Raw genomic sequence first — 16139 nt, forward strand, 5'->3', positions numbered from 1 at the left:
TTCCTACGGCTGCAATACTGCTGTCAAACTGCTATTAGTAGCTACGCATACGGGCCTTGCGGCGGATCTTCATGCGCCCGTCTTCGATGGCCATGCCTCGGGCCTCGTAGGCGAGGACGGCTGCCATCGCGGCGTCGATCTTGCGCTTGGAGGTCTTGGACTCCTTGGTGATCAAAACGCCCTGGGGAACCTCGTACGTCACGGTGTTGGTGATGTGCCGGCTCAGGTCCTTGTCGCCGTCGTGGCAGAGGCCATCGCCCAGGAGGACAGCGGTGTGGAAGCGCTCGACTGCGCCGGCCATCTTCCCCACGCGCTGGGGCGGGAACTCGAAGACGATGTCCCTGCCGTCCTTGTCCAGCTCCCTGAAGTCGAGCGCCCAGACCCCCACGAGGTTCTGCCAGTACGAGGGGTCGCACATGATCCACTCAACCCTGTAGGTCTCGCGGGCCTGGCGCATCGCCCGGTCCACAAGGAACTGGTTGACCTGCCAGTCGGGATCGTTCTCGTCCTGCTCCTGGAGGTGGACCAAGAAGAGCTTCCCGTCCCTCAACCTGGCGCCCACGATCGCCGTGGCGTCTGATCGGAGGGAGCCGTCGAAGCCGAGGGCGACTTGGTCGCCCGGCAGGATCGGATCGTCATCCCGGCGCAGCTCGTCCCAGGTGTACTTGTCGATCCAGTTGTCAGCGCTCTCGGCTATCTGGTTCAAGTAGAAACGCCAAAACACCGCGTCGGGTGTGAGGGGGTCCGTAGCCAGATCGACCAGGCCCTCTACCGGGGCCCAGTGCGAGTCGCCGTACGCCTGCTTGAGAGCTGCTAGAACAGCCTCAGTGTCCGTCAGGTCCTCTACAGGCTGCCCCTCTCGGCAGTCGTACAGGAGGCGCTTACGGCCGCTCATGAAAGCGTCGTAGGTCCTTTGGGCGACGGAGTCTTCGTTAGGATTGAAAGCGTTAGTCGTTTGCATCAACCGGCTGCCGGCCTTCATCGTCTTGTCTACGTTTCGCTGGAGAGTCTCGTAGACATAGACGCCGCCGTTGCTGGCGATCCAGTGGTGCGTTTCGTCGCAAATCACGAAGGTGGGCCGTGCGCCCTCCAGGCCGCGCGAGCTGGACGCAACCGGCTCGATCCGACCCGGCTTACCGTCCTTGAACTGAATCCGCTCCTTGCCGATCTCAAGGCCGTAGATACCTTCGGCAGGGGACTCGCTCAACATCCCTCGGATCATGTCCCGCGTGTTCGCGGTCTGCTCTAGAGAGACGGCGGCAATCTGCACCAGCGGGAGCTGGACGGGGACAGCGACAGGCTGCCCGTCCTTGGCCCAACCCCCGAAGCGACAGGGGCCGATGAACTCAATGATGGCCAACGCCGCCAACAGCGGCGTCTTTCCCCAGCCTTTACTGCGCCTCAGCGAGACTCGGCCGTAACGCCATTCCCCAGTCTCGGTAATCGAGTACGCCCAGAGGATGTAGCGCTTCTGTTCGGGGGTGAACTTCCATGGCTGGCCGGCGGTCTCGCCGTCCGGCTGCACGATGTAGGTCTCGCACCAGCGGAGGATCTGGTAGCCGAGCGTCTCGTACGGCGTCGGAACGCCCTTGGGGAGGTTGCCGGTCTGCGAGTCCCATTCAGGGTCGTAAGCCACCGGCTCACCTCCTATTCGTTATTCAGCTCCGCGTAGAGTTGGAGGTCCGCCTCGATGGTTGGCGGAGCCTCAACCGGTTTCTGGTTCTTGTCCTTGAGGGCCGCGACCTTCAGTCGCATCCGGTCGGCAATCGTTGCGCCGAGGAGAGATTCGCTCTGTCGAATCTCGGCCATGATGAAGTGCCCTGGCTTGCGGTAGTAGCTCTCCACCAGGGGAGCGAGCATCTGGAGACGGAGCCAGTCCGTCTCGGCGAAGTACTGAGCCTGCTCGCTGTTGGCCCACGTGTCCCACCAGAGCTGCGTGGCGGCCGAGTAGCTTGCCCGCTTCTGGAGCTTCTTCAGCTTGTCGGGGACGTCGTAGTCCTGCTCCAGGTGCGAGGTGTCCACGATGTTCCGGCGGACAGCGTTCTCCTTCGGAACCTGGCCGAAGCCAGCCATGAGACACCTCCCAAAGTGTCTGAGGAAGAAAGAAGGTTTGGCAGGTGCCGGCCGATGGCCGGACACTCTGCCCAGCGGGATGGAGGGGATCGAACCCTCTCTTCCGGCCCTAGTTGCGCGACCAAGCGCCCTTTGGGGCCAGAGTGCATACCTCACACCACATCCCTGCGGCTATCGTTGCGCGCTGGTTAGGCGCGCTATTGTCACCGTTGCTTCCAGCCAAGGACTCGAACCTCGATTACCTGATCCAGAGTCAGGCGTCCTTCCGGTTAGACGAGCTGGAATCGTGCTGGCCTGGCAGGGCTCGAACCTGCGACCCGCGGATTAACAATCCGCTGCTCTGCCTACTGAGCTACAAGCCATTGAGTTGGTCCGGTGGGGATCGAACCCACAACCCTCCGGGTAAGAACCGGATGCTCTGCCAATTGAGCCACAGACCAGGGGTGACGCTCGGGACTTGAACCCGAACCACCGGCTCCACAGGCCGGTGCTCTAACCGTTTGAGCTAGCGCCACAGTATGTTCGGAGGGATTCGAACCCCCGCCCCCACGGACCCAAACCGTGTGCTCTTGCCTCTAAGCTACGAACATTTGTGTTCGGCGGTCCGGATTCGAACCGGTGCCCCCTTCACGAGGGCCGACCCTTGCCAAGGGCCCCTGATCACGCCTGGCGTTTCCGATCAGGACTCCGCGCCGAACTACGCACGACGGCCAGGACTCGAACCTGGAACCGGCGGTTTTGGAGACCGCTGCTCTGCCAATTGAGCTACCGACGCTTGGAGTAGAAGGGGCCGCCCGTGGGGTGGGAGAGGAGAGGACACGGGCGACCCCACAGCCACGGGAGCTGCCTCATGGGCGCTCGAACCGTGACCGAGTCATTCAGTGGCCCACCAGCCGAACGCAAGGTGGCCGACGAGCCAAGTGCCGAACGCGAGCTGGAGGACGACGAGCACCAGGCGGATGGACTTGGGGACCTTCGAGTGAACGTGGAAGAGCGTCCACCAATGTTCTGAGAACGTGTCGCCCTTCCTCTTGCGGAGGAGGGCGTACCCCTCGACCAGAAGAAAGAAGACGATCCACAGGGCCCATGCCCAGGTGAAGGCGCTGGGGCGGAACTCCTCCTCGTCCTGCTCCCTCATGCTGCTCGCCTCTCCCGTGCTCGTTGCCGACCCCTCTGGGCCTCCTGCTGGACCTTGATCTTGTGGTGTGGCTTGCAGAGGAGCTGGAGGTTGTTCAGCCGCCACAGGCCGCGCTCGGCAACGGGGTCGATGTGGTCGACGTCCGTGCCGGCCTCTTCGCAGTCTTCGATGTCGCAGACCCCGCCCGCGGCATCGATCACGTCAGCGCGAAGCTTGCGCCAGTTACTCGGCCGCTGAGCGTTCCAACGTTCCTTCGCTCCCGCGAAGGGAACAGGGCGGTGAGCATCGCAGTAGGGCCCTTTGGTGGCGATTCCGCGGCAGTCGGCCGCGCATAGCTTTGGTGCTCTGGCCATGGTGCTCACTCCCTCCCCTCGGTAGCCCGAAGGCCGTTGGACATGACAGAGGCCGCCCGAAGGCGGCCCCGGTAAGGCTGTGAGTAGGAGGGCCCTGAAGGCCCTCCCTGTACTAGTAGGGGAGCCCTTCAAGGCTCCCTCTGTGGTCGTCGTCGTTCGGGAGCTTCGCTCCCTCTCTCCTCCCTCTCCTCACTTCACTTGATGTGCCCCCGTTCGGAAAGCGGGGCACCCTGTGACTGTGATGTACGTCACATGACGTAGATCTCGTTACGCAAACAAGGTTGTTCGTCTACACAAGGTCACGACTCTTTGCCGTTCAATTACCTGGCGAGCCATGAGTTGGACCGGTCCGTTCCGCTGGTCCACCCGATGACCTGCGGTGACACTCCGTGACGATCGGCGGGGCGGTCTGGTTTACAGCTCAACCGAAACACGTATCAGTCCTCGAACGAATGTTCGAAGTCACAAGTTGTGACGAATGTGAGCGCTGCGGCATACTCCTAGGCGCAAGGGGTTCTGCAAGGGGGTTGCGGAACTCGGGGGCGTGGGGGGATTGGCCGGAAAGCGGCCTCTGACCTGGGGAATCAGCGAAAAAACTAGTATTGGTTGGAGGGCGGAGACAGCAGAGTGACAGGGGTTCGACAGTCGCCTGCTAGCCTCACCACTTGAACGCTCCAGCCGCCAGGGCTGGCAATCCGTCCAGGAAGGAAGCTTCCCCCGCCATGAAGCATCGGAAGGTAGAGCCGGATGATCTGAGAGACATGCTCTATGGCAACAAGATCAAGGGCATCCCGAAGATGACCTATGCCCAGATTGCCGAGGCAACCGGTCTGACCGAGTCAGGCGTTGCTCAGGCAGTCCGGAGATACAAGCTCCAGCGAAAGCCCAGGCTGGATCACAAGTGGGCGGTTCCCTGGAGCGTTCTCCGAGACCATTCGGGCGGCAAGGGAGGCAAGGTCTACAAGTACCTTCGCGATCTTTCTGTCATAGCGCAGGGCGGGGATATCAGTGACGACGGAATAGCGACAGCCATTCGATGGGCGCAGAACCTGGTCGATCAGGACCTCGACATCGACTACGACCGTGATCAGCCGCCGAACGACGAAAGCATAGTCGGGGGCTTCTTCACGAAGCCTGCCGACGAGAGTGACTGGCATCTGAAGAAGGTGCTGAACCGAGCCAAGGCAGGTCTTACGAGGAAGTTGTAGGCCCTTGGTGGAGGGGTCGGGTGGGCCCCTCCTCCTTCCGGGTTAGCACTATAGATATGGAGAACAGTCCGTCATGTCCATCGAGTGTGTTGCTCCCGCCGACTACTTCGGACCGTTCGATCCGCTTTCTCCTGTGGGGACAGTCGAGACGGTTCTCGACCAGCATGAGGGCCTCAGGGTCCAACGGCGAGAGTTCGAGGACGGATGGGTTTACGAGGTCATCGTCCGAAGGGGGCTGATGTTCGCCGCCATGTTCGCGGCCATGAACGTGATCCCGAAGAACGCGGTCTGGTCTGAGGTCATGAACCCGGCCGACCTCGGGAACATGATGAGCCGTGATCTGCACATCACGGTGTGGGTCGGTAAGGAAGGAGCCCCGTGACAGATGGCCGAAGGCGTTATTCGCCTTCACGGTTGAAGACCTACTCGGCGTGTGGATACGCCCACTACCTTGCGAAGATCGAGAGAGTCCCCGAACGTCAGGCGGTCTGGTTCGTCCAGGGCACGTCGGTACATGAGGGGATCGAGGCTTACGAGCGATCGTCCCGAACCCTGCCTCTCGGTGCGGCCGAGGAGGTGTTCGTCGCCGCCTGGGACCGCGAGCTGGCGGCGGCTCGGGAGGCGCAACCCGACGACGAGATGTGGATGGTGGGGGGCCGCAAGAAGCTCGCCGCAGACATCCAGACGCGCTTCGAGATCGGCCGTCAGCAGGTGGCCGACTACATTGAGCGCCATACGACACAGGACGATCTACAGCCTGCTGAACTGGCTCCAGCGGAGCCCGCAGTCGAGGTCGGGTTCGAGCTGGATTTCGGCGACTTCTCAGTACTCGGCTACATCGACTGCATCATGGAGAGCAGGTCCACCGGGGCGCTGATGCCGTTGGACTGGAAGACCGGATCGAAGATGCCGACCGATCCCTACCAGCTAGCGACGTACGGCATCGCCATCACGGAACTGACGGGCCAGCCCGTTGAATGGGCCGCCTACTGGGACTGCCTCAACAACAAGCTGGTGCGCAAGGACCTGAAGATTTACCCCAAGGAAATGGTCGGCAACTGGTATCGCCAGTTGCACAATGGCATCCAGGCCGGCTCATTCCTGCCAAACCCCGGAGACTGCTTCACCTGCACCGTGAGGCCGTCTTGTATTTTTGGCGCGTAATAGCAGTTTGACAGTGGTTCGATAGTCTAGCGAAAGGGATCTTTCTTCCATGGACACCCTCATGATCGAGCTTCTCCACGCAGAGGGCCAGCGTCTTCGTGAGCTGATCGACTCCGTGTCAGCCCAGCACCAGGACGTGGCGGACGTCTTCCTGGACCTGGCGCTGCTGACCATCCTGATCGCCCCCAACGACCCCGTGGCAGTGCTGGGGGTCATCGAGCAGATGCGTCAGACCATCACCACCGTCTACGACCACCTGGCGGTGAGCGCGTGAGGCACACCACCGGCTGGCGCGACATCGAGATGCTGGCCTCCATCGGCTTCACCGACACCGACGAGATCGCCGACGAGGTCTACGCCCAGGTGCGCCGCGAGGTCCTGGCCGTGGCCACGCTGCCCACCGACCGCGTCCGCGAGTCCTGGCGCGAGCACGCCCGCCGCGAGTTCCTCATGGAGACGGGCGCGCTGAACATGTGGAGCTACAACCGCCAGATGAGCCGCCGGCGGGACCTGGACGCGCTTCAGCGGAATCTGGAGGCCGCCTGAGTGGGGCTGTATCACCTGGGCTCCGCACTGCGGAGCAACCGATCGTCCGGCCGGCCTCTCAAGACCGTCTGGAAAACCCTTGACGAGGCGACGGCGGTGTTCCGCAAGCCCCAGCTCGTCCTGATCGCGAGTGCCCCCGGCGGCGGCAAGTCGGCGTTTGCCCTCAACCTCGCCGTGAAGTCGGAGGCGTCCTGCCTGTACTTCAGCGCGGACTCGGGACCTGGCACACAGCTCACGCGAACTGTGTCCATCCTCACCGGCCGGGAGACCGGAGAGGTTCAGCGGGCCATGGAGAAGGGCTACACCTTCGACACCGAACTGGAGCCCGTCAGTCGCATCTGGTGGGAGTTCGACGCAGGCCCGTCCATGGACCTGATTGAGAAGTCCATCACGGCCCATGGCTATCTCGGCGCCTATCCCGACATGTGCGTGATCGACAACCTGCTGAACGTCGATCCGGGTGAAGAGGGAAATGAATACAAGAGCATGGAGAATGTCTTGCTCTTCGGCCTGGAGCTGGCTCGCAAGCGGAACATGTGCGTGGTCGTGTTGGCACACCTCACCGGCGAGTACGAGGACGGGACGACGATCCCGCCCCTCTCGGGCTTGAGAGGAAAGGTCAGCAAGGTCCCCGAAATGGTCCTGACCCTGTTCCGGGAGGAGACTCTGCTCGGAACTGAGGACATGGGAGTGGCCATCGTCAAGAACCGGGACGGTATTGCCAACGCGGCAGGCCGGCACACGGTGAGCTTGCGGATGGACTTGAACCGCATGGCCATCGAAGACCACCACAACATTCCGACCTTGCAGGCGGCGTAATGAGCCGTGCTGGATTTCGCGAGTGCCAGAAGTGTGGGAGAAACAGAGCCGAACGGTTTTACGCCTCCAATCGCGGTCGGATTTGCGTAACCTGTCGAAAGAAGGGGCGCAGTAAGGCAGCGCACGAGAATCGAGTGGTAGCAACCTACGGCCTTCAGCGCGGCGAGTACGACCAGCTCTTTGAATCCCAGGGCGGCGTATGTGCCATCTGTAGCCAACCCAGAGTCCAGCGACTTTCGGTGGACCACTGCCACGAACGAGGCATTGTCCGGGGCCTGCTGTGTCGCATGTGCAACGGGCGGTTGCTGACAGCAGCTCGGGACCGGCCGGAGATCCTTCGGGCCGCTGCGGACTACCTGGAGAGCCCGCCGGCTCTGGAGGTGCTGGGGGAGCGCCACTATCGGGGCGACCCCGCCAAGAAACCCCAACCGCGCAAGCGGCCGAGGAGGAGGAAGTCATGAGCGACAAGATCCCGATCACCGTTCGACAGGACGTCCATATCGAGGACCTGGCCGAGTACCTGGCCGCCGAGATGCCCAACGACAACCTGCTGAACTTCGTCCTCGCCATCGACGCTGGCGTGGCCGAGCTGGACTTCACCGAGGAGCTTCACCGGGCGCTCGGCGAGGTGCTGGAGTTGGAGAAGGGCTGAGATGACGGGCTGGCGCGTGTTCTTTCTTCTTTCGATGCTGGGGGCCGTCGTCCAGGGCGGCAATTGACGGTGGACATCGACATCGTCCCGATCTTGGAGCACTACGGGGCGGACCTCCCGGACGACGATCCGCGGGAGTTCTGGACGAGCGTCGTCTGTCCGTTTCATCCGGACACCCGGCCTTCGGCGAGCTACAACGAATACGCCTTCAACTGTTTCAGTTGCGGGGTGAAAGGCGATGCCCTTGCCCTGATTATGCGAGAGGAGGACTTGGACTTTGTTGGTGCCATCGGATTCGCGGAGAGACTTCTTGGAGAAGGCATCGAGAAGGTACCACGAAGGCATCACACCGGAAGGCGTCGAGTATCTGACGGGGCGCGGGATCAGCCCCGAGATGATCGAGAGGTTCAGGCTGGGAGTCGTTTCCGACCCTCTGCCGGGCCATGAGAAGTACCAGGGGAAGCTCTGCATTCCGTACCTGACCAAGTACGGAGCAGTCACCCTACGGTTCCGCAGGCTAGGCGAATCAGGTGAGAAGTACCTGACGATGCCAGGCGACATTCCCAGGATCTTCAATCCCCAAGCGTTGGAGCGAGGGACGCGCGGGATCTGCGTCACCGAAGGTGAGCTGGACTGCATCATCGCCGAGATGTGCGATCTGCCCTGTATCGGGCTGCCGGGAGCAACCTCCTGGCAGCCCGTATGGGCTTACCTCCTGGAGCAATACGACCAGGTGATGCTGCTCCAGGACGACGACGAAGCCGGCGAGAAGATGGCCACTGCCCTTGGGAAGCCACTTCGAAGTAATTTGCGCCCCGTGATCATGAACGGCGGAGACGTGAATTCTTTCTTCCAGGAGAACGGGAGAGAGGCTCTACGAGGAAAGGTGATCGCGGCATGAGGATCATGCTCGACGCGGACATGCCGCTCAAGGACGTGGCCCAGATCTTCGAGGACCAGGACTGGGAGTACGGCGGGCCCGACTGCTATGGGGTTCCGACCGATGAGGACCTGGCCACACAGATCGGCCGGCTCGCGGCCGAGATGGAGAACAGGGATCTGGATTACCTCCACAACGGACGCATTGCACTGGTGCGCGATCCCGAGGTGGGCGGCACTTTCCAGGTGCTTCTGACCGTGGGCTACCTCTACATCAACGGCGGACCAGAAGAGGAGACCTGGTGAGGACTGCGATCGGACAGGTGTGGGCAGACGACGACGGTGACGAATGGGTTGTCGGGTCTGACTACCAGCTCCGCTTGAAGGGCTACGAGACCGGCCGCGGCTTGGACTTTCTCCGGGTGTATGACGAGGTCGGTCCACTGCGCCTGGTGAAGGACGCCGAGGAACCGCTTGCCGACTGGGAGAAGGAACTCCTCCAGCAGGGCGACCCGGTCAACCACCCGAGTCACTACACGTGGCTGCCTAACGGGGTCGAGGTCATCGACATCACGGCGCGGTTCTCGTTCGTCCGGGGCAACGCCATCAAGTACCTGATGCGTGCCGACCACAAGGGCCGGACGCTCGAAGACCTCAGGAAGGCCCGCTGGTATCTCGACTACGAGATCAGGGAGATGGAGCAAGGGGAGGCCGCTTGAAGCGGACAGTGATCATCAGCGACACGCAGATGCCTTTCGAGGACCGGCGTGCGCTCAAGAACGTCATCAACTTCATCGGCATCTACCAGCCCGACGAGGTCTACCAGATCGGGGACCTGGTCGATTACCCGACGCCGAGTCGATGGTCCAAGGGGACGCGCGAGGAGTACGCCCAGAAAGTCCGGGAGGACTCCGACTACACCAAGCGGAACTTCCTGGAGCCTCTCCGGGCCATCTACGACGGGCCTGTGGGAATCCTTGAGGGGAACCACGACGAGCGCCCTCGGGTGTACCTCAATCAGAACGCCCCCGCCCTCAGTGAGTTCACCGACGTCTTCCGCTTCGAGAACCTGCTCGACTTCGACGGCTTCGGCGTGACCAAGACCCCCGCGTTCCACAAGGTCGGGCCGGACACGGTCTTGATCCACGGGCACGAGATCAAGGGCATGTCCCAGATCGCCGGGACCAGCGCCTACAACCACGCGGCCAAGGCCGGCGCGAACATCATCATGGGCCACACCCACAGGCTGGGCGTCCGTCGCCACACCTCCGGCTACGTCGGGGGCAGGCCGGTCGTCAGGTGGGGGTTCGAGGTCGGAAACCTCATGGATGCCAGCAAGGCGGGCTATCTCGGTGTCGGGGGAGTGGCCAACTGGCAGTCCGGTTTCGGGATCTTGTACGTCGGCGACCACGACGTCTCCCCGGTCGCCGTGGACATCCGCCGAGATGGATCGTTCGTCGTGGAAGCCGTCCGCTACGGCGCTCTCAAGCGCGGAGCAGGCGGCCGTTTTTCAAAGGCCAGTTAGAGCAGTTTGACAGCAGTTGGACGGTGGGAGAGAGCTTGATCAACATCAGTGACGAGAAGCTCATCGAGCTTGCGAACAGGGTGGGCCGCGACGTGGCCCGCCAGTATCCCGGCCTTGAGGCCGAGGATCTCGCCTCGGAAGCGCTGACCCGCTTCCAGGAGAAGCTGCCCCGGATGTCGGACGACGTGGGAGTGAGCTACGTCTACCGGGTCCTGGAGCGCGACGCCGCCAGGTACGCCGCGGCGGTCCGCTACGACTACGTGATCTCGACCAGCCAGTACGTTTACACGCCCCGGGAGGTCCGGGCGCTTCTCAAGGAGCTGTACTTCGACCCGGCCGCCTGGGACGTTCCCACGGGCAAGGACGACTGGCTGTCCGCCGAGATCAGTGGTCGGGCTATCGGCATCTCCCTGATGGACCTCAGGGTCGGCATGGACCGCATCAAGCCGGAGTACCGCTCCATTCTGGAGCGCCGGTTCTTCCACGAGGACGACTCCATGCACCGCAAGGACGTCACTCGGGCCGTCGATGCGCTCACCCGTGTGGTGAACCGCATCGCTGCCAAGACAGGGAAGGCCGCGGACGGCCTCGGCACCCGCGACGTGATGACCAACTCCAAGGCCATGTTCCTCGCGGAGAAGAACCTCGAAGGCGGCGGGCACGAGGAGGACGCCCTGACTTCCCTTCAGAAGGTCCGCAAGAAGGAGAAGTGGGACCCGCCCGGCACGCACTTCAACTGGGGCAAGCACGCCGCCTGACAACTGAAACGGAGACCATGAACAACGCGATTGCCTGGGGCCCTTCCGGCAAGGACGTCTACGACCGCACCTACAGCCGAACCAAACCCAACGGCCAAAAGGAGACCTGGCCGGAGACCGTCCGCCGAGTCACCAAGGGCAATCTCGCCCTGGTCTCCGAGGACCAGGTGGACGACGGCGAGGCAGCCGATCTGGGCTTCCTCATGGAGGACTTCGCCATCCTTCCGGCGGGCCGGCACCTGTGGGCCTCGGGGGTGAAGGGTCGCCAGTTCCTCTTCAACTGTTGGCACTCGGGATGGGGCCCGGAGATCTCCTCCCACTTCCGCTTCACCTTCATGCGCCTCATGGAAGGCGGCGGTGTCGGGGCCACCTACAGCACCGAGAAGACCTCCAAGTACGGGCCGATCCAGCGCCCGATCGAGGTCCACATCGTCTGCGACGAGACCCATCCCGACCACGACGCCATGAAAGCCGCGGGGCTGCTGTCCGGGTACTTCGACCCTGACTACCAGGGTTCTTTTTGCGAGGTGGAGGACAGTCGGGAGGGCTGGGCTGATGCCCTGACCGATCTTCTGGAGTCCGCATGGGACCCGGCCGCCCATCCGGTCAGGGTTTATGACGTCTCGCGAGTCCGCGCCAGCGGCGCTCGGCTCAAGACGTTCGGAGGCTTCGCGTCCGGGCCTCAGCCCCTGGCCAAGATGCTCAAGGAGATCGAAGAGGTCCTTGACGACCTGGCGGTGACGACCGGCCTGGATGACAGGTTCGGGGTGCCTCTGGACCCGATCTCTGCCATGGAGATCGAACACGCCATCGCCCAGTGCGTGGTGGCGGGAGGCAACCGCCGTTCGGCGCGCATGTCGATCATGCCGTGGAACGACCCACAGGTCGACGAGTTCATTCGCCTGAAGGAGGACACCGGTTCCCACTGGACCACGAACATCTCGGTCCAGATCGATGACGAGTTCAACGCAGCGCTGGGGGACGACGACCCCACTGCCCTGTCGGTCCTTCAGGCCATCTCCGAGGGGATGCTGAAGAACGGCGAGCCGGGGGTCTGGAACAAGTCGTTCTCCAACGTGGGTGAGGTCCACGAAGTTTCTTCCACCAACCCGTGTGGGGAGATCCCCCTCCCTGAGTGGGGTGCATGTGTCCTCGGGCACGTGAATCTGGAGGCGTTCGCGCCGAAGGCCCTGGGGGAGGACTTCGACCTGGACGGCGCGGTCAAGGCCGCCAAGATCATGACGCGCTTCCTGATCCGGGCCACCTTCGGCGACATCCTGGACGACAACAGCCGGCACGTCATGGACCGGGACCGCAGGATCGGTGTGGGGCTGTTCGGCGTCCAGGCGGCCTTCGCCCGGATGGGCGTCTCGTACGCCGAGATCGCCGACAACTGGCAGGTCAAGCACATCCTGTGGGCGCTGAAGTCGGCCGTCCGGGAAGAGGCACGGACCTACTCCTTCAGGCTCCGCATCCCCGAGCCGATCAAGGTCACGACCATCGCCCCCACGGGCAGCATCGCCAAGCTGCCCGGCACCACCGAGGGCATCCACCCCATCTTCAGCCGCTACTTCATCCGCCGCATCCGCTTCTCGACTCTGGACGAGGCGCAGGTGGCTCGACTGGAGGAGTTCAAGGAGCAGGGTTTCGTGGTGGAGCCGTGCCAGTACGCGGCGAACACGATGGTGGTGGAGATCCCGACCAAGGAGCGCCTGGTCGATGACGTCGTGGCCCTTGGCCACCCTCCGTCGATCGTCCAGTCCGCGGACGAGCTGACCCTGACGCAGATGCTCGCGGTCCAGGACACCGTTCAGTGCTGGTACGCCGACAATGCCGTCTCTTTCACCGCCAACATCGACCCCACGAAATACACGGTCGAGGAACTGGCGGGAGTCCTTAAGGACTTCGCCGGAAGGCTGAAAGGCAGCACGATCTTCCCCGACCAGTCCCGTCCTCAGTCGCCCTACGAGCGCATTTCCGAAGCCGACTTCAACCTCTACCAGATGACGCAAATCGGCGAAGGCGTCGATGAGGAATGCGCCACTGGCTCTTGCCCGGTTCGCTAAAGGAGAGTAATTGCCCAGTTTCGACAAGAACATCTACTTCAACCCCCAGGAATGCGGCCTGGAGATCGTGGGCGAGCTGGAGTTCCTCGGGGGATACGAGTTCGACACGTTCGTGGTCTGGCGGGAGAAGGCTACTGGCCGGCTCGGCTACGGCCGTGACTCGGGCTGTTCGTGCCCCTGTCCGTTCGAGGCCTTCGAGGTCGAGGACATCGAGTTTGATGACCCCTGGCGGATCGCGATGAAGATCCAGGAGGCCACCAACGAGAAGCGGAGCTGGGGCTACGTGGGCTTCACTGAGAACGACGTGGTCAACCTGATCGACAAGGTGGTGAACGCCTGATGGCCACCAAGGACGCCGAGAACGCCGTGGCGGGCTGCATCATCTTCTCTGCCCTGGGGCTCACTTTCCTGATTGCCCTCCTCGCCCTCCTGCTCTCGATCACCGCCCTCTAAGGAGATTCATGTCCGACGACCCGTTCGCCCCGTCCACCAACGACGCGCCGACCGACCCTTGGGCCAACTCCGCCCCGTTCAGCTCCGCCAACGCCCAGGAGGCATCTGTGACCGTTCCCGCCGAGAATCGCGACCGCTTCTCGATCAAGCTCACGCTGAAGGCCAACAACGCCTACGACGCGGAGTGGATCAACCCGTGGGTCTCGGGCCAGACCGCTCAGGAGGCGGCGGCCAACACCGTCGCCATGCTGAAGGCCCTGGCCGATCACGGGGTCATCGAGATGGTGAGCAACGCCGCCGAGTTCGCCCGAACCCAGTACAAGGGCCAGGCCGGGGCGTCCGGCGGTGCCCAGCGCAGTGGCGGCGGTGGCAACGGCGGCGGCGGCGGCAACTACCAGCGTCGCGCCAACGGCAACGGTGGCGGGAACTCCCTGCCGCCGGGTGTCGAGCAGAAGTCCTGCCAGCACGGCGGCATGATCTTCCGCTCGGGCACCAACAAGTGGAACAAGCCCTACCAGGCGTTCTTCTGCCCGACCGACCAGAACGCCCCCGACAAGTGCAAGCCGATTTTTTTGGACAACTAACAGCAGTTTGACAGCGGTTTGATGGTGGGTCGCCTCTGCGGGGGCGGCCCTTTCCGCTTCCTGGAAAGGAGGGCACTTGAAGACACAGACGTTCAACGTCGCTGGCAGAGCAGCGCGTGTAAACATCCTTGAGACAGCGGAGGACGTTCTTTCTTTCCAGGACTTCATCCGGCGCAACCAGAACGGCCTGGCGTTCGACACCGAGACCACCGGCACGAACATCTACAAGCCGGGGTGGAAGTGGCGGCTCGCCCAATTCGGCAACGCCGAAGAGGCTTACGTCCTGCCGGTCGAAAACAGCCCCTACCTTCGGGACCTAGTCGGCAAGGCCCTCCGCTACCTCAAGCGGATCTTCATCCACAACGCGACCTATGACCTCCTGGTCGTGGACAAAGAGCTGGGCATCCCGGTCGAGGAGCTGTACCCCAAGTCCACCGACACGGGCGTCATCTCCCGCCTGGTGGACTCCCGCGCCTTCAAGGAAGGCGGAACCGGCCACAAGCTCGAAGAGCTGATCGCGGCCTACCTGGACCAGCGCGTTGCCAAAGAGGTCAAGGGCTCCATCACCGAGATGGCCAAGGCCATGAAGGTCTCCAAGGAGGACTTCTACCGCCTGGTCCCGCTCGATCACGAGGGTTACAACCTCTACGCCGGCGCGGACGTCATCACGACCTTCATGCTCGCCAACGTCCTGACTCCGAAGGTTCCGACGTCGGCCCGCAAGCTCATCACCTACGAGCACGACCTCGCCCGGATCTGCGCTGAGATCCAGCGCGACGGCTTCATTCTCGACACCGAGTACACGCAGGCCGAAGCCCAGAAGCTCGCCGAGATCGAGACCTACTGGGAGATGCAGGCCGAGGCCGAGCTACTCCAGCACACGGTCTACGAGGGCGAGACCTTCTACGACCTGGACGAGACCAACTGGGGCAGTACCCAGCAGATGGCCCTGGCCTTCATGGACCGGGGCATCTACGAGTTCACCTTCACCGACAAGGGACAGCTCCAGGTCGATGAAGCATTCCTGAACCACTGGGCCGACAAAGGCGACCAGCTCGCCGAGGCCATCCGGGAAGGCAAGAAGGCCGGGAAGTGGCGCAAGACATGGTTCGAGTCGTTCTTGGAGAACGCGGGCGCGGACGGACGCTGCCACGCCTCCATCAACACGATGCAGGCACGCACAGCTCGCATGTCCATCACCGGCATTCCTGCCCAGACGCTCCCTTCGGGCGACCCGTACGTCCGGAACTGCTTCCTCGCTGAAGTGGGCCACCGGATCGCTTCCATCGACTACAGCAACATGGAACTTCGAGTCATGGCCGCCCTCTCGGGCGACCCGGTCATGACCGAGGCATTCGTCCAGGGCAAAGACCTCCACCAGATCACCGCGGACGCCGCCGGAGTGGAACGCAGCGGTGGCAAGACGGGCAACTTCAGCAAGGCATTCGGTGGGGGAGCGCAGGCCATTGCGGACGGGGCCGGCGTGCTCCTGGAGGTCGGCCAGAGGATCTCCGACGCCTTTGACGAGACCTACAAGGGCGTCACGGCCTACTCAAAGAAGCTCCAGAAGCAGGCCCGCCGATTCGGCTACGTCGAGACGGCCACTGGCCGTCGTTTGTACGTGGACAAGCAGCGCCCCTACTCGGCGCTGAACTACGTTGTCCAGTCCAGCTCTCGCGACATCACGGGAGCGGCGTTGGTCCGACTGGACCGCGCCGGATACACGCCCTACATGCGACTCCCGATTCACGACGAGGTTCTTTTTTCTTTCCCGGAGGAGCGAGCGGAAGAGATGGCCGCTGACGCTGCCCGGATCATGACCCACGTCATCAAGGGACTCGTAGTCCCGACCGACCCGGAATTGGCCGGACGGTCGTGGGGGTCGATTTACGAAGGCGACACCAAACACTAAGGGAGAGAT

At 62.9% G+C, this 16139-nt stretch carries 23 protein-coding genes and 5 tRNA genes; 19 read left to right on the forward strand and 9 right to left on the reverse strand.

The genetic code is table 11. The annotated features are described in order from the left end of the window. Positions 1 to 34: 34 nt before the first annotated feature. The 9 genes from ABZ810_RS11740 to ABZ810_RS11780 form a co-directional block, all read right to left on the reverse strand. Entirely contained in the window at positions 35 to 1636 is a 1602-nt protein-coding gene (locus ABZ810_RS11740) for a hypothetical protein (protein WP_358402236.1), read from the reverse strand. An 11-nt stretch (positions 1637 to 1647) separates the two neighbouring features. Next, positions 1648 to 2073: a hypothetical protein gene (locus ABZ810_RS11745; RefSeq protein WP_358402238.1), complete on the reverse strand. Its 426-nt coding sequence runs from the start codon at positions 2071 to 2073 to the stop codon at positions 1648 to 1650. Between the two features lie 289 nt (positions 2074 to 2362). Continuing rightward, a tRNA-Asn gene (locus ABZ810_RS11750) sits at positions 2363 to 2435 on the reverse strand. A 5-nt stretch (positions 2436 to 2440) separates the two neighbouring features. Further along, positions 2441 to 2513 (reverse strand) — tRNA-Lys (locus tag ABZ810_RS11755). Between the two features lie 2 nt (positions 2514 to 2515). Continuing rightward, positions 2516 to 2588 (reverse strand) — tRNA-His (locus tag ABZ810_RS11760). 2 nt (positions 2589 to 2590) lie between these two features. Further along, positions 2591 to 2663, reverse strand: a tRNA-Pro gene (locus ABZ810_RS11765). 112 nt (positions 2664 to 2775) lie between these two features. Next, positions 2776 to 2848: transfer RNA gene (locus ABZ810_RS11770), tRNA-Trp, on the reverse strand. A 99-nt stretch (positions 2849 to 2947) separates the two neighbouring features. Further along, complete coding sequence (locus tag ABZ810_RS11775) at positions 2948 to 3211, reverse strand: hypothetical protein (protein WP_358402240.1); 264 nt, start codon at positions 3209 to 3211, stop codon at positions 2948 to 2950. Next, entirely contained in the window at positions 3208 to 3573 is a 366-nt protein-coding gene (locus tag ABZ810_RS11780) for an HNH endonuclease signature motif containing protein (RefSeq protein WP_358402242.1), read from the reverse strand. Before ABZ810_RS11780 ends, ABZ810_RS11775 begins: the two co-directional genes overlap by 4 nt. A 656-nt stretch (positions 3574 to 4229) precedes the next feature. On the opposite strand from ABZ810_RS11780, the gene ABZ810_RS11785 reads away from it, so the two are divergent. From ABZ810_RS11785 to ABZ810_RS11875, 19 genes are all read left to right on the forward strand, one after another. Then, the gene (locus ABZ810_RS11785; protein WP_358402244.1) at positions 4230 to 4772 is read left to right on the forward strand and encodes a hypothetical protein; all 543 of its coding nucleotides are present in this window, start codon (positions 4230 to 4232) and stop codon (positions 4770 to 4772) included. A gap of 73 nt (positions 4773 to 4845) precedes the next feature. Next, positions 4846 to 5154, forward strand: coding sequence for a hypothetical protein (locus tag ABZ810_RS11790; protein WP_358402246.1), 309 nt, complete (start codon positions 4846 to 4848; stop codon positions 5152 to 5154). Further along, positions 5151 to 5936, forward strand: coding sequence for a PD-(D/E)XK nuclease family protein (locus ABZ810_RS11795; protein ID WP_358402248.1), 786 nt, complete (start codon positions 5151 to 5153; stop codon positions 5934 to 5936). Before ABZ810_RS11790 ends, ABZ810_RS11795 begins: the two co-directional genes overlap by 4 nt. A 49-nt stretch (positions 5937 to 5985) precedes the next feature. Continuing rightward, positions 5986 to 6210: a hypothetical protein gene (locus ABZ810_RS11800; RefSeq protein WP_358402250.1), complete on the forward strand. Its 225-nt coding sequence runs from the start codon at positions 5986 to 5988 to the stop codon at positions 6208 to 6210. After that, on the forward strand, positions 6207 to 6482 hold the full coding sequence (locus ABZ810_RS11805) for a hypothetical protein (RefSeq protein ID WP_358402252.1): 276 nt from the start codon (positions 6207 to 6209) through the stop codon (positions 6480 to 6482). Before ABZ810_RS11800 ends, ABZ810_RS11805 begins: the two co-directional genes overlap by 4 nt. Then, complete coding sequence (locus tag ABZ810_RS11810) at positions 6483 to 7301, forward strand: DnaB-like helicase C-terminal domain-containing protein (RefSeq protein ID WP_358402254.1); 819 nt, start codon at positions 6483 to 6485, stop codon at positions 7299 to 7301. Continuing rightward, complete coding sequence (locus tag ABZ810_RS11815; protein WP_358402256.1) at positions 7301 to 7762, forward strand: endonuclease VII domain-containing protein; 462 nt, start codon at positions 7301 to 7303, stop codon at positions 7760 to 7762. The genes ABZ810_RS11810 and ABZ810_RS11815 overlap by 1 nt, the downstream gene beginning before the upstream one ends. After that, the gene (locus tag ABZ810_RS11820) at positions 7759 to 7953 is read left to right on the forward strand and encodes a hypothetical protein (protein WP_358402258.1); all 195 of its coding nucleotides are present in this window, start codon (positions 7759 to 7761) and stop codon (positions 7951 to 7953) included. Before ABZ810_RS11815 ends, ABZ810_RS11820 begins: the two co-directional genes overlap by 4 nt. Before the next feature lie 69 nt (positions 7954 to 8022). Then, positions 8023 to 8400 (forward strand): CHC2 zinc finger domain-containing protein, encoded by a 378-nt coding sequence (locus ABZ810_RS11825; RefSeq protein WP_358402260.1) that lies wholly within the window; start codon positions 8023 to 8025, stop codon positions 8398 to 8400. 176 nt (positions 8401 to 8576) lie between these two features. Then, entirely contained in the window at positions 8577 to 8690 is a 114-nt protein-coding gene (locus ABZ810_RS11830) for a hypothetical protein (protein WP_358402262.1), read from the forward strand. Beyond that, positions 8690 to 8854, forward strand: coding sequence for a hypothetical protein (locus tag ABZ810_RS11835; protein WP_358402264.1), 165 nt, complete (start codon positions 8690 to 8692; stop codon positions 8852 to 8854). Before ABZ810_RS11830 ends, ABZ810_RS11835 begins: the two co-directional genes overlap by 1 nt. Further along, positions 8851 to 9138, forward strand: a complete 288-nt coding sequence (locus tag ABZ810_RS11840; RefSeq protein WP_358402266.1) for a hypothetical protein — start codon at positions 8851 to 8853, stop codon at positions 9136 to 9138. The genes ABZ810_RS11835 and ABZ810_RS11840 overlap by 4 nt, the downstream gene beginning before the upstream one ends. After that, the gene (locus ABZ810_RS11845) at positions 9135 to 9551 is read left to right on the forward strand and encodes a DUF3310 domain-containing protein (protein ID WP_358402268.1); all 417 of its coding nucleotides are present in this window, start codon (positions 9135 to 9137) and stop codon (positions 9549 to 9551) included. The genes ABZ810_RS11840 and ABZ810_RS11845 overlap by 4 nt, the downstream gene beginning before the upstream one ends. Continuing rightward, positions 9548 to 10357 (forward strand): metallophosphoesterase, encoded by an 810-nt coding sequence (locus ABZ810_RS11850; protein ID WP_358402270.1) that lies wholly within the window; start codon positions 9548 to 9550, stop codon positions 10355 to 10357. Before ABZ810_RS11845 ends, ABZ810_RS11850 begins: the two co-directional genes overlap by 4 nt. Positions 10358 to 10392: 35 nt before the next feature. Next, positions 10393 to 11115 carry a hypothetical protein gene (locus ABZ810_RS11855; protein ID WP_358402272.1) on the forward strand — a complete coding sequence of 241 codons (723 nt, stop codon included), beginning with the start codon at positions 10393 to 10395 and terminating at the stop codon, positions 11113 to 11115. 17 nt (positions 11116 to 11132) lie between these two features. Then, a complete protein-coding gene (gene nrdJ / locus ABZ810_RS11860) occupies positions 11133 to 13181 on the forward strand; it encodes a ribonucleoside-triphosphate reductase, adenosylcobalamin-dependent (protein WP_358402274.1) in 2049 nt (682 codons plus the stop codon). Positions 13182 to 13191: 10 nt separating this feature from the next. Next, positions 13192 to 13521 (forward strand): hypothetical protein, encoded by a 330-nt coding sequence (locus tag ABZ810_RS11865; RefSeq protein ID WP_358402276.1) that lies wholly within the window; start codon positions 13192 to 13194, stop codon positions 13519 to 13521. 121 nt (positions 13522 to 13642) lie between these two features. Then, positions 13643 to 14218 carry a hypothetical protein gene (locus ABZ810_RS11870; RefSeq protein ID WP_358402278.1) on the forward strand — a complete coding sequence of 192 codons (576 nt, stop codon included), beginning with the start codon at positions 13643 to 13645 and terminating at the stop codon, positions 14216 to 14218. 76 nt (positions 14219 to 14294) lie between these two features. Then, positions 14295 to 16130 carry a DNA polymerase gene (locus ABZ810_RS11875; protein WP_358402280.1) on the forward strand — a complete coding sequence of 612 codons (1836 nt, stop codon included), beginning with the start codon at positions 14295 to 14297 and terminating at the stop codon, positions 16128 to 16130. The last annotated feature ends 9 nt before the right edge of the window (positions 16131 to 16139 follow it).

Origin of the sequence: Spirillospora sp. NPDC047279 (genome assembly GCF_040643285.1) — a bacterium.
Classification (GTDB): domain Bacteria; phylum Actinomycetota; class Actinomycetes; order Streptosporangiales; family Streptosporangiaceae; genus Spirillospora.